Source organism: Cupriavidus necator (genome assembly GCF_040578825.1).
Lineage (GTDB): Bacteria > Pseudomonadota > Gammaproteobacteria > Burkholderiales > Burkholderiaceae > Cupriavidus > Cupriavidus necator_E.
Window position 1 is genome coordinate 29,039 of sequence record NZ_JBEFLI010000016.1, and the last position, 25,493, is coordinate 54,531.

The 25,493-nt window shown below is 67.7% G+C and carries 20 protein-coding genes; 7 read left to right on the forward strand and 13 right to left on the reverse strand.

From position 1 onward, the window contains the following. Nucleotides 1-237: 237 nt before the first annotated feature. The 7 genes from AB1I47_RS10630 to hppD all read right to left on the reverse strand — a co-directional run bounded on the left by AB1I47_RS10630 (nt 238) and on the right by hppD (nt 9,386). Nucleotides 238-1,098: a MipA/OmpV family protein gene (locus AB1I47_RS10630; RefSeq protein ID WP_407935820.1), complete on the reverse strand. Its 861-nt coding sequence runs from the start codon at nt 1,096-1,098 to the stop codon at nt 238-240. A gap of 113 nt (nt 1,099-1,211) precedes the next feature. Further along, nucleotides 1,212-3,422, reverse strand: coding sequence for a xanthine dehydrogenase family protein molybdopterin-binding subunit (locus AB1I47_RS10635; RefSeq protein ID WP_354683713.1), 2,211 nt, complete (start codon nt 3,420-3,422; stop codon nt 1,212-1,214). Next, complete coding sequence (locus AB1I47_RS10640; RefSeq protein ID WP_354683714.1) at nt 3,419-4,417, reverse strand: FAD binding domain-containing protein; 999 nt, start codon at nt 4,415-4,417, stop codon at nt 3,419-3,421. The genes AB1I47_RS10635 and AB1I47_RS10640 overlap by 4 nt, the downstream gene beginning before the upstream one ends. 8 nt (nt 4,418-4,425) lie before the next feature. Further along, nucleotides 4,426-5,046, reverse strand: a complete 621-nt coding sequence (locus tag AB1I47_RS10645) for a (2Fe-2S)-binding protein (protein WP_407935821.1) — start codon at nt 5,044-5,046, stop codon at nt 4,426-4,428. A gap of 359 nt (nt 5,047-5,405) precedes the next feature. Further along, nucleotides 5,406-6,602, reverse strand: coding sequence for an amino acid aminotransferase (locus tag AB1I47_RS10650; protein WP_354683715.1), 1,197 nt, complete (start codon nt 6,600-6,602; stop codon nt 5,406-5,408). 121 nt (nt 6,603-6,723) lie between these two features. Beyond that, nucleotides 6,724-8,118, reverse strand: a complete 1,395-nt coding sequence (locus tag AB1I47_RS10655) for an amino acid permease (RefSeq protein ID WP_354683716.1) — start codon at nt 8,116-8,118, stop codon at nt 6,724-6,726. 188 nt (nt 8,119-8,306) lie between these two features. Further along, nucleotides 8,307-9,386 (reverse strand): 4-hydroxyphenylpyruvate dioxygenase, encoded by a 1,080-nt coding sequence (hppD, locus tag AB1I47_RS10660; RefSeq protein ID WP_354683717.1) that lies wholly within the window; start codon nt 9,384-9,386, stop codon nt 8,307-8,309. A 407-nt stretch (nt 9,387-9,793) separates the two neighbouring features. On the opposite strand from hppD, the gene AB1I47_RS10665 reads away from it, so the two are divergent. Next, a complete protein-coding gene (locus tag AB1I47_RS10665) occupies nt 9,794-10,267 on the forward strand; it encodes an Lrp/AsnC family transcriptional regulator (protein WP_354683718.1) in 474 nt (157 codons plus the stop codon). Between the two features lie 13 nt (nt 10,268-10,280). Here the strand turns inward: AB1I47_RS10665 and AB1I47_RS10670 are convergent, their stop codons facing one another. Beyond that, entirely contained in the window at nt 10,281-12,236 is a 1,956-nt protein-coding gene (locus AB1I47_RS10670; RefSeq protein ID WP_354683719.1) for a PAS domain-containing sensor histidine kinase, read from the reverse strand. A gap of 412 nt (nt 12,237-12,648) precedes the next feature. On the opposite strand from AB1I47_RS10670, the gene AB1I47_RS10675 reads away from it, so the two are divergent. The 3 genes from AB1I47_RS10675 to AB1I47_RS10685 all read left to right on the forward strand — a co-directional run bounded on the left by AB1I47_RS10675 (nt 12,649) and on the right by AB1I47_RS10685 (nt 16,063). Next, nucleotides 12,649-14,592, forward strand: coding sequence for a response regulator (locus AB1I47_RS10675; protein ID WP_354683720.1), 1,944 nt, complete (start codon nt 12,649-12,651; stop codon nt 14,590-14,592). A gap of 178 nt (nt 14,593-14,770) precedes the next feature. Then, nucleotides 14,771-15,394, forward strand: a complete 624-nt coding sequence (locus AB1I47_RS10680; RefSeq protein ID WP_354683721.1) for a response regulator transcription factor — start codon at nt 14,771-14,773, stop codon at nt 15,392-15,394. A 45-nt stretch (nt 15,395-15,439) separates the two neighbouring features. Next, entirely contained in the window at nt 15,440-16,063 is a 624-nt protein-coding gene (locus AB1I47_RS10685; RefSeq protein WP_354683722.1) for an Hpt domain-containing protein, read from the forward strand. A gap of 80 nt (nt 16,064-16,143) precedes the next feature. Here the strand turns inward: AB1I47_RS10685 and AB1I47_RS10690 are convergent, their stop codons facing one another. Both AB1I47_RS10690 and AB1I47_RS10695 read right to left on the reverse strand, forming a co-directional pair. Next, a complete protein-coding gene (locus tag AB1I47_RS10690) occupies nt 16,144-17,046 on the reverse strand; it encodes a patatin-like phospholipase family protein (RefSeq protein ID WP_354683723.1) in 903 nt (300 codons plus the stop codon). A gap of 213 nt (nt 17,047-17,259) precedes the next feature. Then, on the reverse strand, nt 17,260-18,000 hold the full coding sequence (locus tag AB1I47_RS10695; RefSeq protein ID WP_354683724.1) for a YceH family protein: 741 nt from the start codon (nt 17,998-18,000) through the stop codon (nt 17,260-17,262). Between the two features lie 225 nt (nt 18,001-18,225). Between AB1I47_RS10695 and AB1I47_RS10700 the strand changes: the two genes are divergently transcribed. After that, nucleotides 18,226-19,986 carry an FAD-dependent oxidoreductase gene (locus tag AB1I47_RS10700; RefSeq protein WP_354683725.1) on the forward strand — a complete coding sequence of 587 codons (1,761 nt, stop codon included), beginning with the start codon at nt 18,226-18,228 and terminating at the stop codon, nt 19,984-19,986. Between the two features lie 11 nt (nt 19,987-19,997). Here the strand turns inward: AB1I47_RS10700 and ada are convergent, their stop codons facing one another. Then, the gene (gene ada, locus AB1I47_RS10705) at nt 19,998-21,062 is read right to left on the reverse strand and encodes a bifunctional DNA-binding transcriptional regulator/O6-methylguanine-DNA methyltransferase Ada (protein WP_354683726.1); all 1,065 of its coding nucleotides are present in this window, start codon (nt 21,060-21,062) and stop codon (nt 19,998-20,000) included. Nucleotides 21,063-21,088: 26 nt separating this feature from the next. Next, nucleotides 21,089-21,901, reverse strand: a complete 813-nt coding sequence (locus AB1I47_RS10710; protein WP_407935822.1) for a 2OG-Fe(II) oxygenase — start codon at nt 21,899-21,901, stop codon at nt 21,089-21,091. 222 nt (nt 21,902-22,123) lie between these two features. Between AB1I47_RS10710 and AB1I47_RS10715 the strand changes: the two genes are divergently transcribed. Further along, nucleotides 22,124-22,603 carry a nuclear transport factor 2 family protein gene (locus AB1I47_RS10715; protein ID WP_354683727.1) on the forward strand — a complete coding sequence of 160 codons (480 nt, stop codon included), beginning with the start codon at nt 22,124-22,126 and terminating at the stop codon, nt 22,601-22,603. Between the two features lie 95 nt (nt 22,604-22,698). Here AB1I47_RS10715 and AB1I47_RS10720 read toward each other — a convergent pair whose 3' ends face one another. Beyond that, nucleotides 22,699-24,414, reverse strand: coding sequence for a dipeptidase (locus AB1I47_RS10720; protein WP_354683728.1), 1,716 nt, complete (start codon nt 24,412-24,414; stop codon nt 22,699-22,701). 301 nt (nt 24,415-24,715) lie between these two features. On the opposite strand from AB1I47_RS10720, the gene AB1I47_RS10725 reads away from it, so the two are divergent. Next, complete coding sequence (locus tag AB1I47_RS10725) at nt 24,716-25,447, forward strand: glutathione peroxidase (RefSeq protein WP_354683729.1); 732 nt, start codon at nt 24,716-24,718, stop codon at nt 25,445-25,447. Nucleotides 25,448-25,493 lie beyond the last annotated feature (46 nt).

Consider the following 25,493-nt stretch of genomic DNA (forward strand, 5'->3'; position numbering starts at 1 on the left):
GGCCCGGGATGCCTGACGGGATCCAGGCAAGTCACGGCGTGTCCTGGGTGGCCACGGCGGCGAGGTACAGCTTCAGGGTGTTGCCGATGCCGTCCAGCTTGCTCTTGAGCAGGCTGAAGACCGTGTCATCGATTTTCTTGTCGATCATGGCCTCCACCTTGGCCCTGACCTCCGCCCACACGTCCACCGACGACGTCGGTACATGGCGACGGCGGCCATCGACGGCGGCTTGCCGTCTCAGAATTCATAGTTGATCGAGAAATCGACCACCGCGTTGGTCTTCTTGCGCGTGATCGGACTGTCCGCCGCATCGCCGGCGAGCTGGGAAATCGCCACGTCAGAGCTGGCAAACCAGTGCCTGGCGAAGTACCACACGGCCGTCACGCCGAACCCGTACGACTTGATGCCGCCGCTCGCATCGTAGGCCGGCCGTCCCGGGCGCGCCTGCGCTGCGCTGACGCCGTACCACGCGTTCATGTAGCGCGAATCGGCCAGCGTGACGGTGGGTCCGGCGAACCAGAAGAACCTCTCCGAACTGCCCGGCATCGGCATATAGGCGCCGATATCGCCGATCCAGCCATCGCTGCCGCCCAGGCTGCGGCGCGCGTCGATGCGCAGCACCAGCGGGAATGCCTTCGAGATCGCGTATTCCGCGAACAGCTTGGCCTCCGGCGCCGGGTTGATATTGCCCATGCCATCCAGGTGCGGCGAATCTTCCTGCCCGCGCCGGCCGAGGTTGTAGGTGAGCGCGACGCCCGCGCGCCAGTTCCTGCCGCGCAGCAGGTTGACGCCCAACCCTTCGCCGACCGAGGCGAACGCCAGGTCGCGGTAGCGGATGTCGATGCTGGGGCCGCCCAGGACGATGTATTCGGACGAGCCGTCGTAGCGCGGCCGGAACATCGCCGCGCCGCCCAGCCGAACCTGCCAGTCGGGGATGTCGTCCTGGAAGAGCTTCTGCAGCGGGATGCCGGCCGAGAACTGCCATTCGGCCAGTGGTGCGGGAGTCTGGGCGCTGGCCAGGCCCGGGGCCCAAAGGGCGCCAGCGGCCAGCAGCGCGGGGATGCAAGAGGACGGACGCTTGGGATTGAGCTCGGTCACGGCAGCCTCCACGCCCGCCTGGCGGGCAGTCAGGTTGCGGGCGGGGGGCCCGTGGGCGACATCTTTTCACTGGATGGCCGCTTGCGCAACCATCCGTTTGGCGATGCGCCGGCTCAGTCCACCAGCTTGTCCGGCGTCATGGGCAAGTCGCGCACGCGCCGGCCGGTGGCGTGGTAGACGGCATTGGCGATGGCCGCGGCCACGCCGACGATGCCGATCTCGCCGATGCCCTTGGTGCCGAGCGCGTTGATATGGGGATCGTCCTCGTCCAGCACGACCACGTCGATGGTGCCGACGTCGGCGTTGACCGGCATGTGGTATTCGGCCAGGTTGGCATTGGCGATGCGGCCGGTGACCGGGTCCAGCTCGGTCTTCTCATGCAGCGCCATGCCGATGCCCCAGACAATGCCGCCCATCAGCTGGCTGTGCGCGGTCTTGGGGTTCAGCACCCGACCGACACCGTAGCTGGCCACGATGCGGTGTACGCGGATCTCGCCCAGGTCGGGGTCGACGTGGACCTCCGCAAACACGGCGCCGAAGGAATGCATCGAGTATTTATTCCTTTCTTCGCCGGGGTGCGCGCTGGCCTTCGCTTCGATCGGGCGCCCGCCAGCGCGGGCGATCGGCGCGCAGACAGGTTCATGCTTCATCGGATCGGAAATCCGGCGCAGCCAGCCGTCGGCGATCTCCACGTCTTCCACCGGGGTGCCGGCCAGCGGCGAGGCGGGGTCGGCGACGGCCTGGCGGATCAGCTTCATGCGTGCGGCCGCGGCGGCCTCCTGTACGGCCGGCCCGACGCTCGCGACCGACTGCGAGCCGCCCGATACCGGAGCCTCGGGGAAGGCCGTGTCGCCCAGCTCGAAGCGCACGCGTTCGGGCGGCAGGCCCAGCGCGTCGGCGGCGACCTGCGTCATTACCGTGTAGGTGCCCGTGCCCAGGTCCTGCGAGCCGGAACGGACCAGTGCGGTGCCATCCGGCAGGATGCGCGCCATGGCGCTGGCCTCGGAGCGGTGGGCGGGGTAGGTCGCGGTGGCCATGCCCAGGCCGATCAGCTTGCCGTCGGCCTGCATCGAGCGCGGCGCGGGATTGCGCCGCGCCCAGTCGAAGCGCTCGGCGGCCACGCGGTAGCATTCGCGCAGCGACTTGCTGGAGAACGGCTTCTGCTTCTGCGGATCGGTGTCGGCGTGGTTACGCAGGCGCAGCTCGACCGGATCGATGCCGAGCTTCTCCGCCAGCTCGTCCAGGGCGCATTCCAGCGCAAAGCTGCCGGGGGTCTCGCCCGGCGCGCGCATGAAGGTGGTCGTGCCGATGTTGAGCCTGGCCAGCCGGTGGCTGGTCTGCTGGTTGGGGCAGGCGTAGAGCATGCGCGTGACCAGGGCGCACGTCTCCAGCCACTCTTCCACCACCGAGGTACTGGCGATCACGTCGTGGCGCAATGCAGTCAGCTCGCCATCTTGCGTGGCGGCGGCGACCAGGTGTTGCTCGGTGACGGGCCGCGCGCCTACCGTGCCGAACATCTGCGAACGGTCCACCACCAGCTTGACGGGGCGCCCCGCCCGCTGCGCCGCCATCGCCGCCAGCACCACGTGCGACCATACCGAGCCCTTGCAGCCGAAGCCGCCGCCCACGAACGGGCAGACCACGCGCACCTTTTCCGCCGGGATGCCGAGCGTGCACGACACGGCCTTGCGCACGCCGGTGATGTACTGGGTCGAGTCGTACAGCGTCAGTTCGTCGCCATCCCAGCTTGCGATGGTGGCGTGCGGCTCCATCGGGTTGTGGTTCTCCATTGGCGTGGTGTAGACCGCGTCGACCATGCAGGCTGCCTTGCGCAGTCCTGCATCCAGATCGCCGCGGCGCGTGTCGGCGCCGCCGTCCTCCTCCTCCGGCTTGCAGGCCTGCGTGCGTGCCCTGGCAAAATCCAGCACGGCATCGGTCAGCCGGTAGCGCACCGCCAGGCGGCTGGCGGCATCGCGCGCTTGTTCCAGGGTGTCGGCCACCACCACGGCGATGGGCTGGTTGTTGTGGTGGACGGCGGTATCCTGCAACAGGCTCAGGACGTGCCCGGCGATCGGCGTGCCCGCAGCCGCCTTGCCGCCTTCAGGCAGGCGCGGCGCGTTAAAGGGCGTCATCACCAGGCGCACGCCGGGCATGCGTTCGCACGCAGCGGTGTCCATCGCCGCGATCTCGCCGTTGGGGATGGTGCTGGTGACCATGACCGCGTGGGCCAGGCCCGGCAGCGGATAGTCGGCGGCGTAGCGCGCGCGGCCGGTGACCTTCAGGACGCCGTCGACGCGATCGATGGGGGCACCGGTCACGCTCATGGGGATCCTCCTTGCTGCCGGTTGGCGACTTGCAGCGCGCGCACCACGGCGCGCTCTGCCAGCCCGATCTTGAATGCGTTGTGCTCAAAGGGCTGCGCCCCGGCGAGCAGCAGGCGCGCGGCTGTCGCGGCGCTCAGCGCGCTCAGCGGGCGGCCCACGAGGGCCTGCTCGGCCGCGGGCACGCGCCACGGCTTGTGCGCCACGCCGCCGAGTGCCAGTCGTGCGCTGCGCACGGTGTTGCCGGACAACTCCAGCGCCGCGGCCACCGAAACCAGCGCAAAGGCGAAGGTGGCGCGGTCGCTCACCTTCAGGTAGCACGCGTGCGCCGCGTAGGGCGAGGGCGGCAGGTCCACCGCGACCACCAGTTCGCCCGGCGCCAGCGTGGTGTCGATCTGCGGCGTGTTGCCCGGCAAGCGGTGGAACGCTGCGATCGGGATGCGGCGCTCGCCGGCGGGGGCGCGTGCCACGATCACCGCATCGAGGGCGGCCAGCGCCACGCACATGTCCGACGGATGCACGGCGATGCATTGCTCGCTCGCGCCCAGGATCGCATGCATGCGGTTGATGCCCCCCAGCGCGCCGCAGCCCGAGCCGGGCTTGCGCTTGTTGCAGGCCGGGAAGCCGGTGTCGTAGAAGTAGTGGCAGCGCGTGCGCTGCAGCAGGTTGCCGCCTACGGTCGCCATATTGCGCAACTGGCCGGAGGCGCCGGACAGCAGCGCCTGCGCCAGCAATGGGTAGCGCTCACGCACCAGAGGGTGGTTGGCCGCATCGGTGTTGCTGGTCATCGCACCGATACGCAGGCCGCCATCGGGCAGCGCCGCGACCTGCGCCAGCGGCAGCCGGCTGACGTCGACCAGCAATTGCGGCGTCTCGACACCAGCCTTGACCAGGTCGAGCAGGTTGGTGCCGCCGCTCAGATAGCGCGCGCCCGGCTGGCTGCCCAGGCGCAGCGCTTCGTCGACCGAGTCGGGCCGCTCGTACGAGAAGGGATTCATGCCCGTGCTCAGCTCGCGCCGCGCTTGCCGGCTACCTCGCGGATGGCGGCAACGATATTGGGATAAGCGCCGCAGCGGCAGAGGTTGCCGCTCATGCGCTCGCGGATTTCGTCGTCGCTGAGCGGTAGCGGCGGCGGTGCCAACGGCTGCAGCGCGCTGGCTTCGCCGGCGTCCGCCTCGGCCAGCATGCCTACTGCCGAGCAGATCTGCCCCGGCGTGCAGAAGCCGCATTGCAGCGCGTCGTGCGCGACAAAGGCGTCCTGCAGCGGGTGCAGCGCGTCGCCGCTGGCCAGGCCTTCGATGGTGGTGATCTCGCGTCCTTCCTGCATCATCGCCAGCGTCAGGCACGCCTGGATGCGCCGGCCATCGACCAGCACCGTGCAGGCGCCGCACTGGCCGCGGTCGCAGCCTTTCTTGGTGCCGGTCAGGTGAAGCACTTCGCGCAGCACGTCGAGCAGCGTGGTGCGCGGCTCCAGCTGCAGCGTGTGGGGCTTGCCGTTGATGTGCTGCGTGACGGGGCGCGCGGCGGCGCCCGGAGGCTGGCCGGGATCGCGGGGGGCAGTGGCCTGTGCCGGTGCCTTTGCGGGCATGGTGGCCGCCGGTGCGTCGCGGGTCTGGTTCTCGGACATGCGCTGGCCTTTTGTGGAAGCTCCGGCACGGGTGACGATGCCGGATGCTGAAGGGCAGCAAGTTCGGTGCCGGGCAGGGTGCGGCTAGGGGCGTTTGGGACAGCAGCGAGCACACCGTGGGGGATACGCCAAAACTCCACGGGTTTTGTAGAAATTACGCTGGTGCGTGGCTGTAAAAGAAAAAGGGCGCACGATGGCGCCGCTTGATGATGCCGACTACGTCGGGCTTGTTTGTGCACACAGCCGCGCATCGCACGCTCGCACATCTGAACAAGGCCACGAGCCCACGCATACGCTCCCCTCTCCCGCAGGACCCGCAGGCGGGAGAGGGGCGCAAACCGGCAGATGGATTTGAGGCCTTAGTCCTTTAGCACGCTGCCAATCGCCTTCGCCACGACGCCGACATTGCGCTCATTCAACCCCGCCACACACATCCGCCCCGAACGCAGCAGATACACGCCATGCTGCTCGCGCAGCCGCTCAGCCTGGTCAGCGGTGAGACCGGTGTAGGTGAACATGCCACGCTGCGTCAGGTAGCGCGACAACCCTTCACCACTGACGTAGTCGCGCAGGTTGTGGTGGATCGCCTCACGCATGCGCGCAATACGCCCGCACATCTGGCCCAGTTCCTCTTCCCACAGCTGGCGCAGCTCAGGCGTGGTCAGCACCTTGGCCACCACGCGCGCACCATGCGTCGGCGGGTTGCTGTAGTTGGCGCGCACCGCGCCGGTCAGCTGCCCCAGCACATTGGCGGCTTCGCCGGCGGTGTTGCAGAACACGCTCAGGCCGCCGCAGCGCTCGCCATACAGCGAGAAGTTCTTCGAGAACGAGTTCGCCACCAGGCATGGCACTTCCTGCGCCACCAGTTCGCGGATGGCGAAGGCATCGTCCTCCAGCCCGGCGCCAAAGCCCTGGTAGGCCATGTCGACGAACGGCAGCAGCGCATTGGCCTTGAGCAGCGCGATCAGCTCGCGCCACTGGTCCTGGTTCAGATCCACGCCGGTCGGGTTGTGGCAGCAGGCGTGCAGCAGCACGATGCTGCCCGCGGGAATGGCGCGCAGCGCGTCCATCATCGCGTCGAACTTCAGGCCGCCGGTGGCGTCGTCGTAATACGGGTAGGTGTTGACGGTAAAGCCGGCGCGCTCGAACACCACGCGGTGGTTCTCCCAGCTCGGGTCGCTGATCCACACCTGCGCCTGCGGGTAGTAGCGCTTGAGGAAATCCGCGCCCACGCGCAGCGCGCCCGAGCCGCCCAGCGTCTGCAGCGTGGCGATGCGGCCGGCGGCGCGCGCCGGCGAATCTTCGCCGAACACTAGTGCCTGCACCGCGTTGCGATAGCCCACCAGACCCGACATCGGCAGGTAGGGGCGCGGGCCCATGTCGGCCAGCAGCGCCGCCTCGGCCCGCGCCACCGCCTGCATCACCGGCAGGCGGCCGTCGTCGTCAAAGTAGATGCCGATGCTCAGGTTGACCTTGTCGGTGCGCGGGTCCCGCTGGAAGTCCTCGTTGAGCGAGAGGATCGGATCGCCGGGAAAGGCCTCGATGTGTGCAAACATGGGATGCGATGGAATTGGGGTCTGAGGGGGGCTGCTGCCGCGGCGCGGGGCGCCGCGCAGCAAGGGATTCTAACCTGCGCCAACCGGCGGCGCCCGCAGCCTGCAGGCGCCACCGGGCCGTTCAGCGCAGCTGCTGGGCAGCGACGCCATCCTGCAGCGCCGCGGCGGCGTTCTTCTGGCGCAGCACGTAGCTCACGCCGAGCACCACCAGCCACACCGGGATCAGGTACACCGAGAGGCGCAGGCCCGGCGTCAGGTACATCACCACCAGGATGCCGGCCAGGAACACCAGGCACAGGTAGTTGGTCAGCGGGTAGCCCCAGCTCTGGAAGCGGGTGGCCTGGCCGGCCTTGCGCTTGTCGGCGCGGAACTTCAGGTGGATCAGGCTGATCATGGCCCAGTTGATAATCAGCGCCGACACCACCAGGCCCATCAGCATTTCGAAGGCCTTGCCCGGCATGAAGTAGTTGATCACCACGCACGCCGCGGTGGCCACGGCCGAGAACGCCAGCGCCGTCAGCGGGATGCCGCGCTTGTTGACCTTGAGCAGCGCCTTGGGGGCATTGCCCTGCTGCGCCAGGCCGTACAGCATGCGGCTGTTGCAGTACACGCCGCTGTTGTAGACCGACAGCGCCGCGGTCAGCACCACCACGTTCAGCACGTTGGCGACCCAGTTGCTGTTCAGCGCATGGAAGATCAGCACGAACGGGCTGCCGCCGGTGACCACGTTCTCCCACGGATACAGCGACAGCAGCACCGCCAGCGCGCCAACGTAGAAGATCAGGATGCGGTAGATCACCTGGTTGGTGGCCTTTGGAATGGTCTTCTCGGGCGAATCCGCCTCGGCCGCCGTGATACCCACCAGCTCCAGCCCGCCGAACGAGAACATGATCACCGCCATGGCCATTACCAGCCCGCCCATGCCGTTGGGGAAGAAGCCGCCGTGCTGCCACAGGTTGGCCACGCTCGCCTGCGGGCCGGCATTGCCGGACACCAGCAGGTAGCCGCCGAAACCGATCATGCCGATGATGGCCGCGACCTTGATGATCGAGAACCAGAACTCCATCTCGCCGAAGGACTTCACGCTCGACAGGTTGATCGCATTGATGATCACGAAGAACGCCAGCGCCGAGACCCAGGTGGGGATCTCCGGCCACCAGTACTGCACGTAGATGCCCACCGCCGACAGCTCGGCCATGCTCACCAGGATGTACAGCACCCAGTAGTTCCAGCCCGAGATAAAGCCGGCGAAGTGGCCGCAGTACTTGTCGGCGAAGTAGCTGAAGGAGCCCGCGACGGGCTCGTCCACCACCATCTCGCCGAGCTGGCGCATGATGAAGAACGCCACGATGCCGGCGATCGCATAGCCCAGCAGGACCGAGGGGCCCGCCATCTTGATGGTCTGGGCGATGCCCAGGAAAAGCCCGGTGCCGATGGCGCCGCCCAGCGCGATCAGCTGGATATGCCGGTTCTTCAGGCCGCGCTTGAGCGTGCCGTCATTGTTGCTTGCATGCATTCAGTTGTTTCCTCTACCCATTCTCATGGAATGCGGGCCCGCGCCTCTGGCTGTACGGAGTCGGACGCTTGGGCCGGGGGACGTCACCGCCCCGCGCGGCAGGGTGACTGCCGCGTGGGAGGTGTGCGCTATACCGGAACCGGCTGGTGCCTGTCAAAGGCGGCCGGTCAGGGGAAGGCCGATGCCGGTCAGGCCTCGACCTTGAGCGTGCCGCGTTCGATCTGGTCGCGTTCCAGCGACTCGAACAGCGCCTTGAAGTTGCCTTCGCCGAAGCCTTCGTCGCCCTTGCGCTGGATGAACTCGAAGAACACCGGGCCGAGCGCGGTCTTGGAGAAAATCTGCAGCAGCAGGCGGGGCTTGCCGCCTTCGGTGGTGCCGTCCAGCAGGATGCCGCGCGCCTTGAGCTGGTCCACGGGCTGGCCGTGGCCGGGCAGGCGCTTGTCCAGTGCCTCGTAGTAGTAGTCGTTCGGCGCGGTCATCAACGGGACGCCCGCGAGTTGCAGGTTGTCGATGACTTCAATCAGGTTGTCGGTCAGGAAGGCGATGTGCTGGATGCCCTCGCCGTTGAAGGCCATCAGGAACTCTTCGATCTGGCCGGCGCCCTTGGACGACTCCTCGTTCAGCGGAATGCGGATTTTACCATCCGGTGCGGTCATGGCCTTGGAGGTCAGGCCGGTGTACTCGCCCTGGATGTCGAAGTAGCGGATTTCGCGGAAATTGAACAGCTTTTCGTAGAAGTTCGCCCAGTAAGCCATGCGGCCACGGTAGACGTTGTGCGTCAGGTGGTCGATCAGCTTGAGGCCGTGGCCGACCGGGTGGCGGTCGACGCCCTCGATGAACTCGAAGTCGATGTCATAGATCGACTTGCCTTCCTCGAAGCGGTCGATCAGGTACAGCGGCGCGCCGCCGATGCCCTTGATCGCCGGCAGGCGCAGTTCCATCGGGCCGGTCGGGATCTCCACCGGCTGGGCGCCGAGCGCCAGCGCGCGGGCGTAGGCCTTGTGCGAATCCTTGACGCGGAAGGCCATGCCGCAGGCGCTCGGGCCGTGCTCGGCGGCAAAGTAGGCGGCGTGGCTGTGCGGCTCGCGGTTGACGATGAAGTTCACTTCGCCCTGGCGGTACAGCACCACGTCCTTGGAGCGGTGCTTCGCCACCAGCGTGAAGCCCATCTGCTCGAACAGCGGCTCGAGCACATTGGGGGTAGGCGAGGCGAATTCCACGAATTCGAAGCCCATCAGTTGCATCGGGTTGTCAAACAGGTCGGCCATGGCTTTCTCACTAAAGGCGGAGGTTAAGTGATTGGATCGATGCGATGCCGGCAGAGTTGCCGGGCGGCGGCGGGCAGGCTCGCATCGGATGTCTGGGAAAGATCCGGTTCAGCGGCCCTCGCTGTCATGGCGGGCGCGTGGAGTCCGAGGCAAGGGCGGCAGGTTCGTGGTCATGGGGGCGTTCGGAACCGGTCAGTCGGGAAATAATATTGCAGTGGCGGCGCCCAGCTACGATATGGCGCCGCCGCCAGTCGACGCAGCACAAACCGTTAGGGGGTGTGCCTGCTATCGGCTAGCTTGGGATGCAGTGTATATTCTGGGCAGCAAAATTGGATTTCGTAAGTCACGCAGGGAAACCCTAGATTATGAAATCTTGTTGCGTGAATAACTGAATCGAGGAAACTGACATGCAATCGATCGAGCTGGACCGCACCGATCGCCGCTTGCTGGGGGTGTTGCAGGAGCACGGCCGCGCTTCCAACCTGGAACTGGCCGAGGCCATCGCGCTGTCGCCGGCGCAGACTTTGCGGCGCCACCGCCGCCTGGAAGAGGCGGGGCTGGTCAAACGCTACGAGGCGCGGCTGGATGCCGCGGCGCTGGGTTTTGGCGTGGTGGCTTTTATCCACGTGACCATGGAGCGGGGTCACATCCGCGACCTGTCGAACTTCAAGCGGCTGGTGGCGGAACTCGCCCAGATCCAGGAGTGCTTCTCGGTGACCGGCGATATCGACTACGTGCTCAAGGTGGTCGCCAGGGACCTGAAGTCGCTGTCGGACTTCCTGCTCGACACGCTGATGCGCATCCCGGGCGTCAGTGGCGTGAAGTCCAGCGTCTGCCTGGACGAGATCAAGTGCACCAGCGCCGTGCCGATGGAGGCATGACCGGCGCCTGGGCTTAGTCCGGCTCGGCGTCGAGCCGGCCGCACTGCACGTTCATTTCCCGGCACACCGCGCACCACATCGGCTGCGAACCGGGTTTGGCGCCGCAGTGCGCGGCATCGTCGGCCCCCTTGGGCGGTGCCACATGCACGGGCACCGCCACCCGGTGCGTCGGAAAGCCGCCGGCGCAGGCGCGCGCCACCGCATCGCCAAGCGCCTGCAGGCCGACCGGCTTGACGATCACGGCATTCATGCCGGCGTCCAGTGCCGCCTGGTGGTCTTCTGCCACGGCGCTGGCGGTACAGCCGATCACCGGTACGCAGCAGATGGCATCGTTGCGCGCCCGCAGGGCCCGTGTGAAGGCCAGGCCGTCCATGACCGGCATCGCGCAGTCGCACAAGATGACGTCGAAGCGGGCACCATCGAGCTTGGCCAGCGCGTCGCGGCCATCGCAGGCGGTGGTGACCCGGTGGCCCAGGTGTTCGAGCTGGCGCTGCAACAGCAGCCGGTTGGGGGCGTGGTCGTCGATCACCAGGATATGCGCGTGGCGCCGCGCGCAGCCGGCCGTTGCCGTGGACGGCGCGCCAGGCGTCGTGTCGCCGATGGCGTCGGCATCCGCTTCGGCAACCGCCAGTGGCAGTGACACTTCCACCCGCGTGCCTGCGCCGGCCTTGCTGGAGAGCGTGATGTGGCCGCCCATTGCGCCCACCAGCCGCTGGCAGATTGCCAGCCCCAGCCCGGTGCCGCCCGCCTGCGGCCGCGACAGGCCATGCGCCTGCTCGAAGGGTTCGAACACCCGCGCCTGCGCCGCTTCATCGATGCCGATGCCGGTATCCGATACCGTCAGCACCACCTGCTGCACGCCATCGCGCGGCGGCTGCGCATCCAGCGCGACATGGATCGTGCCGCTGTCGGTAAAGCGCACGGCATTGGAAACCAGGTTGGCCAGGATCTGCCGGAAGCGCAGCCCGTCGACCTGGTGCAGCGGCGCCAGCCCGGCGCCGAGCGCGCTGGTCAGCGGCAGTCCCTTCTGCGTGGCCACCGGGCCGAAAATCAGCAGCGTGTCCTGCACCAGCCCCGCCAGCGCGGCGGGTGCCGGCGCGATGCGGAACTTGCCGGCCTCCATCTTCGACAGATCGAGGATGTCGTCGATCAGCGCCAGCAGCCCCAGCGCCGACTTGTGCGCCGTGACAAGCTGCAGGCGCTCGTCGTCCGATAGCTGGCAGCGCGCCAGTGTCAGTTCCAGCATGCCGGTGATGGCGTTCATCGGCGTGCGGATCTCGTGGCTGACCGAGGCCAGGAACGTTGACTTGGCACGGTTGGCGGCCTCCGCCTGCGCCTTGGCCTGTGCCAGTTCGGCCAGCATGTCATGGCGTTCGGTCAGGTCCACGCAGCCGCCCGCCAGCCCCTTGACCGTACCGTCGGCGCCGCGCAGTGGCGTCATCCAGTTCAGCACATGGTGGTTGCGATTGCCCAGCCGCAGGCAACGGTCCTTGTGCAGCGGCACGCCGTCTTCGATCACCTTGCGGTAGTCGCGCGCCACCTCGGCCATGTCGGTGACGAGGGGATGTGCATGGCCTGTTGTGTCCAGCCCCTGCCCGCGCAGCGTGTCGCGCGTGGCGCCGAGCAGTTCCTCATAGCTGCGGTTGCAGGTGATCAGCCGCAGCGAGGCATCGCGCAGGTAGACGGGTTGCGGAATGCCGTCGAGCAGCGCCGACTGGATCGCAACGTGGTCCTTCAGCGCCACTTCGGCGGCGCGCCGCCGCCGCACCTCGCGATACAGCGCGACGATCCATGCCAGCAGGAACGGCGTGACGAAGCACAGTACCGAAGCGGCCCACCACAGCAATCGTTCATGGGGACTTGCCTGCGAGGCCGCGGCCGCGGCCGCCTGCAGCGCCTCGGTGGCGGCCTGCTGGACGGGCTCGGTGGTTGACTGCGCGCCGGCGTGGCCCGATAGCGCGAACAGCAACGTTGCGGCAATACGCGAAGCACTGCGCAACGCAATGGGGGTGGGGGAGCGGGAAGACAAGCGGCGAGACAAGCGGCGAGACTAGCGGGGCGGCCAGGAATGATGGAAAACCGGGAGCGTCCGCGGCGGTGCCAGTGCAGCAGCGCAACGGACGCAGGCTTGTCCTTACTCTATGAGCGCGGTCGCGCTGGCTCAGTAAGACGTGTCTGAGAATGCTTGCTGAAATTTCCGAATCGCCTGCAGTAAGGGCCTACGGCGCCACGTTTCGACATGAATGCGGCAGGCACTCCATACGTGCGGCATGCATGCACTTAAGCACGCGCCCGGTCGGAAATTTCTGAACTTTCTGGAACCCGCTTTTTGCGATATCGCGGCGTTATGATTCCGCATCCATCCGGAACGGAGTGTGCCCATGGCCTTGGTGTTGAAGGGCTTGCTCGCCGCGGCCTCGCTCGCGGCAGGAGTATGGCTGGGGCGGACGCGGCCGCGCGCGGCGATGGCGCCGGCGGTGCCGCAGCCCGGGCAGGCGTTGCTTGACCATATTGCCGCCACGATGTCCGTTGCGCTGTTCCGGCTGGCCGATGCGGGCAATGATGGCGACTATCGCTTCGACGCCTTTACCGGCAAGCTGCCAGGCCTGCCTGACTGGGCCGAAGCGGATTTTCTCGCCGTGCTCGCCGGCAGCCACCTGGACGTACATCGCGAGGACCGCGGCATGCCGGCCGAGGCACTGGCGCAATCGGCCGCCACGGGCGAGCCGGCCTGCGTCGAAGTGCGCGTCCATGCCGGTCCCGAGACCCGCTGGCTGCGCTTGTCTGCCAGCGCGCCGATGCCCGGCGGTGGCCGGGTCGGCTACTGGGAGGACGCGACCGAGGCGCACCGCCAGCAGGCCTTGCTGCTCGACGCGCAGTTCGCCGGGCAGGACGTGTTCCAGGCCAAGGCCCGGTACGAAGTCGGCGTGACCCACGAAATCCGCACACCGCTGGCCACCATCGTCGGCGCGCTCGAGCTGCTGCGCGCCTCGCCGCTGACGCCGGCGCAGGCCGGGCAGGTGGAACTTGCCGAAGGCTCGGCACGGCTGCTGATGGATATCGTCGGCGGCGTCTTTGCCTACTTCCGCGAGGAGGCCGGGCAAATGGTGCCGGAAAAGCTGTCGCCGGATCTGCGCGCGGTCATCGACGACGTGCTGCAGGCACAGTATCCGTCCGCGGCCGCAAAGGGTTTGCGGCTGTCCGCCCAAGTCGATGCCGGTATCGCGCCGCAACTGGTCAGCGATCCCACGCGGCTCAAGCGCGTGCTGCTGAACCTGACCGGCAATGCCGTCAAGGGCACGCCGGCGGGCGGCATCGCGCTGGCGGCGGTGCTGGTGGAGGACCAGGACGAGCGCCAGCATCTGGAGATCTCGGTGGCGGACACTGGCGTCGGCATGCCGGCGGCCGCCACGCAAAGCCGGCCAGCCGCACCTGGCGAGGCCGAGGCCGTGATCCTGAACCTGTCCAACGGCAGCGGCATGGGCCTGGCGCTGTGCAACCGGATGTTGCGGCTGATCGGCGGCGATCTGACGCTGCACAGCGAGCCCGGCGCCGGCACGCGCGCGGTGATCCGCATCACGCTGCCGGTCGCGCCGCCGGCCGAGCCGCCATTGCTGGCCGGCCGCCGCGTGCGCACCGACGCGCTGCGCGATAGCGCCGATGCGCGGCTGGTGCGCGAATACCTGACCGCGCTCGGCGCAAAGCCGTGGACAGCCGACGACAGCGTCCAGCCGGACCTGCAGTGCGCCGATGCGGATGCCGCGCATGACCTGATGCCGGGCGTGCCGGCCATCGTGCTGGTGGATCGCGCATGCGCCAGCGTCGCGGCGGTGCCGGGGATCCCGCTGCTCGCCGGGCCGGTCTGGTGGCACGGCCTGCGCGACGTCTGCCGCCAGGCGCTGGCGCTTGGCGCTGCCGCGGCAGCGACGACCGAAGTGCCCGCGCCACTGCAGGGAAAAGCCATCCTGGTGGTGGAGGACTACCTGCCGTTCCAGGTGATCATGCGCCGCCAGCTTGAACTGCTGGGCCGGCAGTGTGCGCTGGCGACCAACGGTGCCGAGGCGCTCGACATGCTGGCACAGCAGCCCTACGCGCTGGTCATCACGGACTTCCAGATGCCGGGCATGGACGGCTTCGAGCTGGCCGCGCGTATCCGCGCCGCCGGCGACGGACCCAACGCCGGCGTGCCGGTGGTGGCCCTGACCGGCGTGGCTGACCAGGACCTGGCGCAGCGCTGCGAAGCGGCAGGGATCAGCGCCCACCTGACCAAGCCGGTACGGATGCCGGAGCTGCGCCAGTGCATCGAACGCTGGGCACGGGCGTAAGACAGGAATCGCCATGGGCTTGCTCTCAATACGGGAGCCGCGAAGCTTTCGGGAAAAATCGCGGTTCTCGTCGGAAGATTCCGGCGCCTTTAAGAGCAAATGCTGAGCACAATGTTGTGACACCTTGCTGCGTGCCCGCTCACCGGGGCACAGAGGAGCTAGTGATGGAGCTAAAGCCGTGGCCACAATCCTGATCGTCGACGACCACCCGCCAGTGCGCGTCGTACTGAAGACGCACCTGTCGCAGGTGCTGGGCGTCACGCATGTGCTGGAGGCGGACAACGGCCAGGCCGCGATCGAGATCGTGCGGCAATACGCGCCGGACGTGGTGATCCTGGACATCGACATTCCCAAGATCAACGGCCTGGAGGTGATCCCGCGCCTCAAGGCCATTCATCCCGCTGTGCGCATCCTGGTCATCTCCGGCCAGGACCAGAACACCTTCGCGCCGCGCGCGCGCCAGGCGGGGGCGCACGGCTATGTCAGCAAGACGCTGGAACTGGCGGAAATCGTGCGCTGCACGGAGTCCGTGCTCGCCGGCTATACCGTGATGCCGGATACCAGCCGCAGCAAGGCCGAGCAGACCGGCGAGGATGCCCGGCTGGCCAGCCTGTCGGATAAAGAGCTGATCATCATGCAGATGCTGGCCAAGGGCATGACCAACAAGGAAATCGGCGAAACCCTGTTTATTTCCAACAAAACGGTCAGCACGCACAAGACCCGGATCATGGAAAAACTGGGTGCAAAATCGATTGTCGATGTCATCGATTTTGCGCGACGCCACCATATTGCGATCGGCTAGCATGGCAAATCCTCATCGTTCCGCTGTGCGCTCGCAGGCGTTTGCATGACCGGCGCACTGCTGCTTGCCGGGGCCGGGACCGGCCACGCGGGCCGGGTCGCCGCCACGGGCGAGATCCTGCGCGCGCTCGGCTTCACGGTGTACACGGACGCACCCACGGTTCAGTCCGATGTCTCAGTGGTCATTGCGGGGCCGGACGACGCCGGCGCGCTGGACGCATGGCAAGCCGCCGGGGCGGTCTGCATCGCCACTTCCGGCCTGCCTGAACCCGTGACCGAAGCCGCCATCCTGGCCGCGCTGGCCAGCCACCACTACCTGGCGTTGTCCGCGCGCGAGGCGGCCGGCATCGCCGACGCCATCGCTGATCAGACCGCGGGCGACGCTGATTTCGCCGCCGAGCTGGCGCAGGCGCTGGTCACCTCGACCGAGACTGACCTCGCGCAGCTGCGCGCCGCGGACGGCGACCTGGAGACGTTGCGCAGCATCGCCCACCGGCTTAAATCGTCGGCGCACTACGTAGGCTGCCAGACGCTGCGGGTACTGGCGCAGCGGCTCGAGCATGCCGCCCGCGACGGCGACGCAGCCACCGCCGTGGCACTGGCCGCGATATTCGAGCCGACGGTGGCGCGCCTGCTCGAACTGCTGGCGGTGCTGCCGGCGAGAAAATAAAACGACAATAAAACGGCGCGACCGCCTGCTGGCGTGGTTGCCGTGATTAGTGCCCCAGCATCGGCGCCAGCAGGTCCGGCTCAATGCGGTGCCGCCGCCGGGATATCGGCGCTGCAGCTCGGCGCCGCGTCATCGTGCGTATGCACGTGCAGCGCGCCGGGCACATGGCGGCTGTCCAGCCCGTTGGCCTTGAGCCATTGCGCGGTGGTGGCCGCGGCGCGGTCGATCAGCTCGCCGCACTTGGTGTAGTCGTAGGGCGAGATATCGAGCGGGCACAAAGGCGGCACCACGCTGATATGCGCGCGCTCGGCAAAGTGCTGCAGGTCGTTCACGAGCTGGCGCGCCACCAGCAGCGACAGCGCGTTGAAGGCGTGCTCGAGCGCGCCGCGCGGGGGCCGGCGTTCGGCGCAGGTAAAGCCAGCGGGCAGCACGATCACGCGCGTGGCGCCCAGTGCGATGGCGGTGGACACCGGCGTGTTGTTGGCCACGCCGCCGTCGATCAGCGTGCGGCCTTCGAACTGCACCGGCGGAAACACGCCGGGGATGGCGGCACTGGCCAGCACCGCCTCGACGATGCTGCCGCTGGACAGGAGCACTTCGTCGCCGCTGTGCATGTCGGTGGCCACCACATGCAGCGGCAGGTCGGCGGCTTCCAGCCGCCGCGGCCCGAAGTGGCGCGCCAGCAGGCCGCGCAGGCCGACCGATTCCACCAGGTGACCGCGGCTGCCGCCAACCATGCTGAAGACGCTGCGCCAGCTCCACGGCATGATGTCGGCGCGCCGGATGCCGCGCCACAGGCTGTCGAGCCGGCCTGCGCCGTCCACGCCCGGATTGCAGGCGAAATACGCGCCGTTGATGGCGCCGGCCGAGGCGCCGATGACGATATCGGGCTTCACGCCCCAGTCCACCAGCTCGCGCAGCATGCCCACCTGGATCGCACCCAGGCTGCCACCGCCGGCAAATACGAAGGCTGTCTTGTCCATAGGCTGTCAGTGCGGCGCCGCGGCGGCGGCGCCGGTCTCCCCTTTCCGTGTCTGTCCGCACTGAGCAAAGCATAGGCGACACCGAGCCGCGCGGGCAGGGCGTTCGTGCCTGAATTGCGCAATTAACCGCCAGAAATTTGCAACGACCGCAAACCCCGGCCTTCAGCGTTGGCCTTCAGCGTGGGTTTGGGGCCGGTGGGGGAGTGTGAGCCGCTAGCTGAGGAATTCGTCCGCGGAGATGCCGAGCTGGGTCGCCATATGCTCGACCAGCGCCTGCAGCCGGGCCACCTTATCGGTCAGGGCCTGGTGCCCGGCTCGCAGCTGTTCCAGCTCGCCAGGCGAGATGCCGGCGTCCTCCGCGGCGCGCTCGCCGCCTGCGGCCGCGGCGGCACTGATTTCGGCGCTGACTTCGCCGCTCAGCAGGTGCATCCAGCGGTTTTCCCGGGCGCCGGGCGCGCGCGGCAGCCGGATGACAAAGGGCGGCGTGCGGTTGGCGAGTTCGTCCAGGAACGCCTCCACCGACGAAATATCGGCAAAGGCATGCAGCCGTGCGGTATTCAGGCGCAGTTCCGCCGCGGTCTGCGGGCCGCGCAGCAGCAGCAGCGCCAGCAGTGCGACGGACTGGCTGGGTATGCCCAGCGCTCGCTGCATATTGTGCTCGAAGCGGGGGACGCGGCTGCTGCTGCCTTCGAACACCAGGCTCAGGCCTTTCAAGCCGTCGATGGCCTCGAGGATATCGGCTTCGCTGACGTTCATCACCGGTGCGCGGGCGGTCTTCTGGTTGCAGCCGGAAGCCAGCGCGTTGAGCGACAACGGGTAGGTGTCGGGCACGGTGTGTTGTTTCTCGACCAGCACCCCCAGCACGCGGCCTTCGACGGCGGTGAGGGGGCGCAGCGCGGCACGGGCGGGGCGTTCGCCGGGTTGGCTGGCGTCGGATTCAGGGTTGGATTGCATCAAGACTCGGGTTAAGGACTTTGGGCGGCGGATGGCGGCGGATGGCGGCGGTTGGGGCGCCGGCGGGCCAAGGCGATCATTCAATCCCAAGCCGGCGTAATCCGCAACTGTGGCGCGCTGGGCGCACCGCGGCAAGCGCCCTCGCATTCTGCACCGCGCCGACTACTATCGATAAGCTTGCGCCGCCACAGCCGGGCGGCGCGCATCCGGACAAGGGGGAGCAGCATGGCGATTTCGCAGGCGGAAGCGATGGCAGCAGGCGCCGAGCAGGCGCCGGAAAGTGGCACGGAAGCGCCGGCGGAACCGGTCGTCGGCCTGGAAGCGCCGTACTCCACGCTGGAGACGCGCTGGCACCAGATGTTCCCGCAGCTTAACGCGGACGATATGGCGCGGGTGCGCCGCTTCGGCACGCCGCAGTGCTGGCGCGCCGGCGAGAAGCTGTTCTCGATCGGCCAGTCTGGCCGCGGCATGTACCTGGTGACCAAGGGCTGCGTGCGCATCGTGCGGCGCGACGGCCTGGGCCGGGAGCACCAGATCACCGAGCAGGGCCCCGGCCATTTCCTGGCCGAGGTCGGCACGCTGGCCGGCCGCCCGGCGCTGGTCGATGGCGTGGCCGTCACCGATACCGAAGGCTACGCGATCCCGCCCGAGCGCCTGCGTGCGCTGCTGGTGGCAGAAGCCGAGCTGGGCGAGCGCATCATGCGCGCGCTGATCCTGCGCCGGGTCGGGTTAATCGAATTTGGCAGCGGGCCGGTGCTGGTGGGCCACGGCGCCGAGCCGCTGCTGCTGGCGCTGCAGGCCTTCCTGCGCCGTAACGGCTACCCGCACACCGTGATCGACATGGATGCCGACCACGACTGCTCGGCGCTGCTCGAATACGCCCATGCGCCCGCCAGCGACTTTCCCCTGGTGATCTGCCCCGACGGCCGCGTGCTGCGCGCGCCGGATGAGGGGCAACTGGCGTCGTGCCTGGGGTTGTTGCCGGAGTTCGACCCGCACCATGTGTATGACGTGGTGGTGGTCGGCGCCGGGCCGGCCGGGCTGGCGACGGCGGTGTATGCGGCGTCGGAAGGGCTGTCGGTCGCGGTGATCGATTGCCGCTCGCCTGGCGGACAGGCTGGCGCCAGCGCACGGATTGAGAACTACCTGGGCTTTCCCACCGGCATCTCGGGGCAGGCGCTGGCGGGGCGCGCCTTCGTGCAGGCGCTGAAGTTCGGCGCGCATATCGCGATCCCGCTGGAAGTGAAGGCGCTGCATTGCGGCGCCGACCCGATCCAGTTGGAGTTGATGGACGGGCGCATGATCCCGACCCACACCGTGGTGATCGCCACCGGCGCGCAGTACCGGCGTCCGGGCATCCCGGCGCTGGAGCGCTTCGAAGGGCGCGGCGTGTACTACTGGGCCTCGCCGGTGGAGGCCAAGCTGTGCCGCGACGAGCCGGTGATGCTGGTCGGCGGCGGCAACTCGGCGGGGCAGGCCGCGGTCTACCTGGCTTCGCATGCGGCGCACGTGCATATGCTGGTGCGCGCGGCCGGACTGGCTGCGACCATGTCGCGCTACCTGATCGACCGCATCGGTGCGCTGCCAAACCTCACACTGCATACGCATGCACAGGTCAGCGCATTGTCGGGCGACGGCTGGCTGTCCGGCGTGCGCTACGACGCGCCGGCGGAAAGCCCGCAGCCGGTCGAGATGGAGGTGCGGCACCTGTTCCTGTTTATCGGTGCCGATCCCAATACTGCATGGCTGCATACGTGCAATGCCGAGGTCGACGACAAGGGCTTCGTGCGGACCGGTGGCGGCGCATTGGGCTGTGCGGCAGCGGTGCCGTACCCGCTGCAGACCAGCGTGCCGGGTGTATTCGCCATTGGCGATGTGCGTTCAGGCTCGACCAAGCGCGTCGCCGCTGCGGTGGGCGAGGGCGCCGCGGTGGTGGCGCAGATCCACGACTACCTGGCGAAGACGCAGGTGGCCGTGGCCCACTGACGGCGCACCACTTACGACTGCGCCTCGCGCTCGAGCAGCTCGCGCTTGCGCGCGACACCCCAGCGGTAGCCGGACAGGTTGCCGTCGCTGCGCACCACGCGATGGCAGGGAATCGCCACCGCCAGATGGTTCGCGGCACAGGCTTGCGCCACCGCCCGCACCGCCCGCGGCGCCCCGATCCGGGCCGCGATCTCGGCATAGCTCGCGGTCGTGCCGGCCGGGATCTCGCGCAATGCCTGCCACACCCGTTGCTGGAACGCGGTGCCGCGCACATCGAGCGGCAGTTCCAGCCCGAGCGACGGCGCTTCGATCCATCCCACCACGCGCGCCACGAGCTGTTCGAACTGCGCATCGCCGCCGATCAGGTTGGCGCGCGGAAACTGGTCCTGCAGGTCCTGCAGCAGCGCCTGCGGATCGTCGCCCAGCAGGATCGCGCAGACGCCGCGCTCGCTCTGCGCTACCAGGATGGCGCCCAGCGAGCACTGGCCGATGGCAAAGCGGATATCGGCATCCACGCCGCCGGCACGGTAGCGCGACGGTGTCATGCCCAGCACCGCGTCGGAGGTCTCGTAGAAGCGGCTGTTGGAGCCAAAGCCGGCGTCGTAGATCGCCTCGGTCACGGAGTCGCTGGTGCCGAGCTGCTCGCGCAGCTTCTTCGCGCGATGCGCGGCGGCGTAGGCGCGCGGCGTCAGGCCGGTAGCGGCCTTGAAGATACGGTGGAAATGATAGGGGCTGACGCCCGCTGCACTGGCGAGTTCAGGCAGCGTCGGCAGCCCGTCCGCCGCCTCGATGCGCCGGCATGCCTGCGCGACGATGGCCGCGTGCTGCGCGGCAAGCGCGGGCGCGGCGGCGCGGCGGCTGGGGCGGTAGCCGGCGGCTTCGGCCGCGGCGGCATTGTCGAAGAACTCGACATTGGCGGGGTGCGGCAGCCGCGACGGGCTGCTCGGCAGGCAGTAGACGCCGGTGGTCTTGACCGCGTAGACGAAGGCCTCGTCGGCGCAAGGATCGCGCGCCAGCACGCGGGCCCAGCGGGGGTCGTTCTCGACGGTGGCGGGTTTTCGATGTGGAGTCGGCATGGTGTCGCGAGCCCTCAGGCGGCCCATCACGTAGCGTCGTGGAAGATGATGCCGAGCGTATAGCGCTGGCCCGCATGCAGCCTGCTGACGCCATGCCGCAGGTTGACGCGGTAGGCGCCGCGGCTGCCCTGCACCGGGCGCTGGCTGACGGCAAAGACCACGGCATCGCCCTGATGCAGCGTCACCACCTCGGCGCGCGACTGCATCCGTGGCCGCTGCTCGGTCATCACGAACTCGCCGCCGGTGAAGTCGCGTCCCGGCTCGGACAGCAGGATCGCGACCTGCAGCGGAAACACCTGTTCGCCATACAGGTCCTGGTGCAGGCAGTTGTAGTCACCGGGGCCGTAGCGTAGCAGCAGCGGGGTGGGGCGCAACTGGCCGGCGCGGTGGCAGCGCGCCAGATAGTCCTCATGCGCGGCCGGGTAGCGCACGTCGATGCCCATCGCGGCATTCCAGCGGTTGGCCACCGGCACCAGGCGCGGGTACAGCGCCGAACGCAGGGCCGCGACGATCTCCGGCAGCGGATAGGCAAAATACTTGTATTCGCCCTGGCCGAAGCCATGGCGGGCCATCACGATGCGCGAGCGGTACAGCACGTCCTGCGCATAGCCGGCGGCCAGGGCCTCGCATTCGGCGGGCGCCAGCACGCCGCGGATCGCTGCGCAGCCATAGCTGTCCAGCTCGCCCGCAACCGTGTCCCAGTCGGCGTGGTCGACCCGCGTCGCCATATCGGTCCCTTGCGCTGCCCGTGTCGCCGCCCCGCGGGCCACGGGGACCGGCCGGCGCGGACCCGCGACCGCGGCGCTGGCTTCGGGACGCTGTGCCTGCTTGATGCTCACTGCCGTTCTCCTGTGTCTGGCTTGCATGGTGCCAACTTTAGGCCGAGGGCGGGCGCCGCACACTCCGGGTCTTGCTTTTGAATTCTGGCCATTATCGGTCTTGACAAGACAGACTTGTCTACCCATAATGAGACAGGTCTGTATCATTGTGCGTGACGACGCATCTCAACAGACTCTCATTCGTGTGTTTCCTCCCCTTTACGCCTTGCAGGAGAACCCCTCATGTCCGCACAGCCCGAAGTCCGTCCGCCGCTGCCGCCCTTCACCCTCGCATCCGCCAGCGCCAAGGTCCGCGCCGCCGAAGACGGCTGGAACAGCCGCGACCCCGAGCGCGTGGCACTGGCCTATACCGTCGACAGTGCCTGGCGCAACCGCGCCGAGTTCGTCAACGGCCACGCCGATATCGTCGCCTTCCTGGCGCGCAAATGGCAGAAGGAACTGGATTACCGGCTGATCAAGGAGCTATGGGCGCACGACGGCAACCGCATCGCGGTGCGCTTTGCCTACGAATGGCACGACGACTCCGGCAACTGGTACCGGTCGTATGGCAATGAAAACTGGGAGTTCGACGAGGCGGGACTGATGCGCCGGCGCTTTGCCTGCATCAACGATGCGCCGATCAAGGCGGCGGACCGCAAGTTCCACTGGCCGCTGGGGCGGCGTCCGGATGAGCATCCGGGGCTGAGCGAGTTGGGGTTGTGACGGTTTGCGCAGAGCGAAATCGTCTGGACTACCTAAAGCCGGTCCCCTCTCCCGCCCGCGGGAGAGGGGAGCAAACAAGCCGTAGCGCGAGAGCCTTACTGCATCTTGTCCAGATTCCCGATCCGGACCAGCATTTCCGTAAACATCTGCATATCCAGGTTCAGGTCCGCCACTTCCTTGAACTCGCGCGCATTATGCGCGGTGTATTTCTTCCCCGGCATCGCCGGCCCGAAGTTGATCGCGTTCGGCATCTGCTTGGCCGTGGTGCTGCCCGCGGTCGAAACCGGCCTGGCTTCCAGCCCGGTGGTATCGCCAAAGATATTCAGCAGCGTCGAAAGCCATGCCCCCTTCGGATCGCGCGCCATCCAGTTGCCCTGGTCGTACTTGATCTCGACCGGTCCATGCGTGGCGGCCCAGCCAAAAATGCGCTTGGTGATCTTGCCACCAAGCTCGTCGGGCGTACGGCCGCGCGGCATGCGCACGTTGGTGACCACGTCGACGTATTCGCCGCGCTCGCGCACCAGCGTCGGCGACATCGTCAGCGGGCCCATGAACGGATCGCGATAGGCCACCTCCATCTTGTTGCCGAGGTAGTCCAGCCCGTACAGGTCGTTCAGGTAGCGGACCGCGTTCAGATAGTGGTTTTCGGCAAAACGGATGCCGCTGGCCTGCAGGAACAGCGCCAGCCGCGGCAGCGGGTTGACGCCTTCCTCGGGGCGCGAGCCGTGCGCCGAGGCGCCGGTGACCTTGACTTCGACGTCGTTGCCGGCGCGCTTGATCTCGATCGAGAACTTGCCGCGCGGCGTGTGGCGGCGCAGGAATTCCGGCTGCGCCTGTTCCAGCGCGGCGGCCACGGTGGCGGCATCGCCGGCGATGCGGGCGGTGGCGGTTTCCGGGATGGCGTTGGCCGATGCCGCGCCGCGCATGGCGACGATCGCCGGTGTCTTGCTGTCGGCCTTGCCTTGCTCTGCCTTGCCGTCGGCCGACTTGATGCCGAACGAAACCGTCAGCGTGCCGGCGCCTTTTTCCGCGACCACGGCGGGGTACTTGCTGTCGAGCACCACGTTGTATTCCGGCAGCGTGGTCTGCTGGCGGTAGTACTTCATGCCGTCGCCGCCGGTTTCCTCGGTGGTCTCGATCATCAGCCGGATGGTGCGCTCCAGCGGCACGCCGCTTTCCTTGACCGTCTTCATCGCGTACATCACCGCGGCGATCGAGCCCTTGTCGTCGATGGTGCCGCGCCCGTACAGCATGTCGCCGATGCGCGTCAGTTTGAACGGGTCGAGCCTGGTGCCGTCGTCCAGCACCCATTCCTCGGCCACCGCCGGCACCACGTCGGCGTGCGTCAGGATGCCGAAGGTGCCCTTGCTGCCGCCGGGCAGCGTGACCTCGAACACCCGGTTGTCGACGTTGCGGTAGGCCAGCCCGAAATCGCGCGCCATCGCCTCGACCAGCCTGCCGAATTCGATGATGGCGGGATTCTCGTGCTGGGCGATCTTCTCGTCGCGCACGGTGCGCAGCGCCACCATCCTGCCCATGGTATCGATCACCGCGGCCTCGTTGCGCACGCGGTTATAGACCCCCAGCAGGCGGCCGATATTGACCAGGTTGTCGCCCGACAGCGGCGCCTTGGCCTGCCATGCGGCCACGGCCGGCGCCACCGCCGGTTCGGCCTTCGCAGCCGCCGCCATGAAAGCCTGCAGGTCGGCCTGGGCAGCCGGTCTGGTGCTGCTGACCAGCGCTTCGAGCGCCGGCTTTTTCAGGGTCTGCGCCTGCGCGGGCTGGGCCAGCATCAGTGACAGCGCAAGCATCGGGGCCCACCGGTACAGGGTTGGCAGGCGGCAAGGTCGGGTCATTGCACGAAAGCGAGTCTGAGTGGATGCCGCATGATAGGGCACTCCCCGGTGTTTTCCGAAAAAATATGCTTTTGCGTCCGCGCAGACGGCAAGGCTGTTGGCGTAATAGGCGCCGGCTATGCCGGCTTGATAGCGTCAGCCAATCATCGCGTTTGAAACGATGAATTGTACAAATCACATCCCGGTCGACAGAATGAGGCCTTCGCTGCAACCCGCAGCCGAAACCAACCGATCCAACAGACCAAGGAGTGAACTGATGCTGCAATCCCGTGAAGGCCAACGCGTTCCCAATGTCGCTTTCCGTGTCCGTGAAGACAACGAGTGGAAGACCATCACCACCGGCGAGCTGTTCAGCGGCAAGACCGTGGTCGTGTTCTCGCTGCCGGGCGCCTTCACGCCGACGTGCTCGTCCACCCACCTGCCGCGCTACAACGAACTGGCGCCGGTGTTCGCCAGGCACGGCGTCGACGACATCCTGTGCGTGTCGGTCAACGACACCTTCGTGATGAACGAGTGGGCCAAGGACCAGGAATCCGGAAACATCACCATGATCCCCGACGGCAACGGTGAATTCACCGAAGGCATGGGCATGCTGGTGGACAAGGCCGACCTGGGCTTCGGCAAGCGTAGCTGGCGCTATTCCATGCTGGTCAAGGACGGCGTGGTGCAGAAGATGTTCATCGAGCCGGAAGAGCCGGGCGACCCGTTCAAGGTGTCTGACGCCGACACCATGCTGGCCCATATCGCCCCGGATGCGCGCAAGCCTGACCAGGTGGTGGTGTTCTCCAAGGTCGGCTGCTCGTTCTGCGCCAAGGCCAAGCAACTGCTCGACGACAACGGCTTCGACTACATCGACGTGCCGCTGGACAACAAGGTGCGCGGCAAGGTGCTGGGCGCCGTGTCGGGCGAGATGACCGCTCCGCAGGTCTTTATCAACGGCAAGCTGATCGGCGGCGCCGAAGCGCTGCAGCAGTACCTGGCCAGGTAAGCCCCGCGATCCCCATCGATTTCCGCCCCCGCGGACCGGCAGTCGC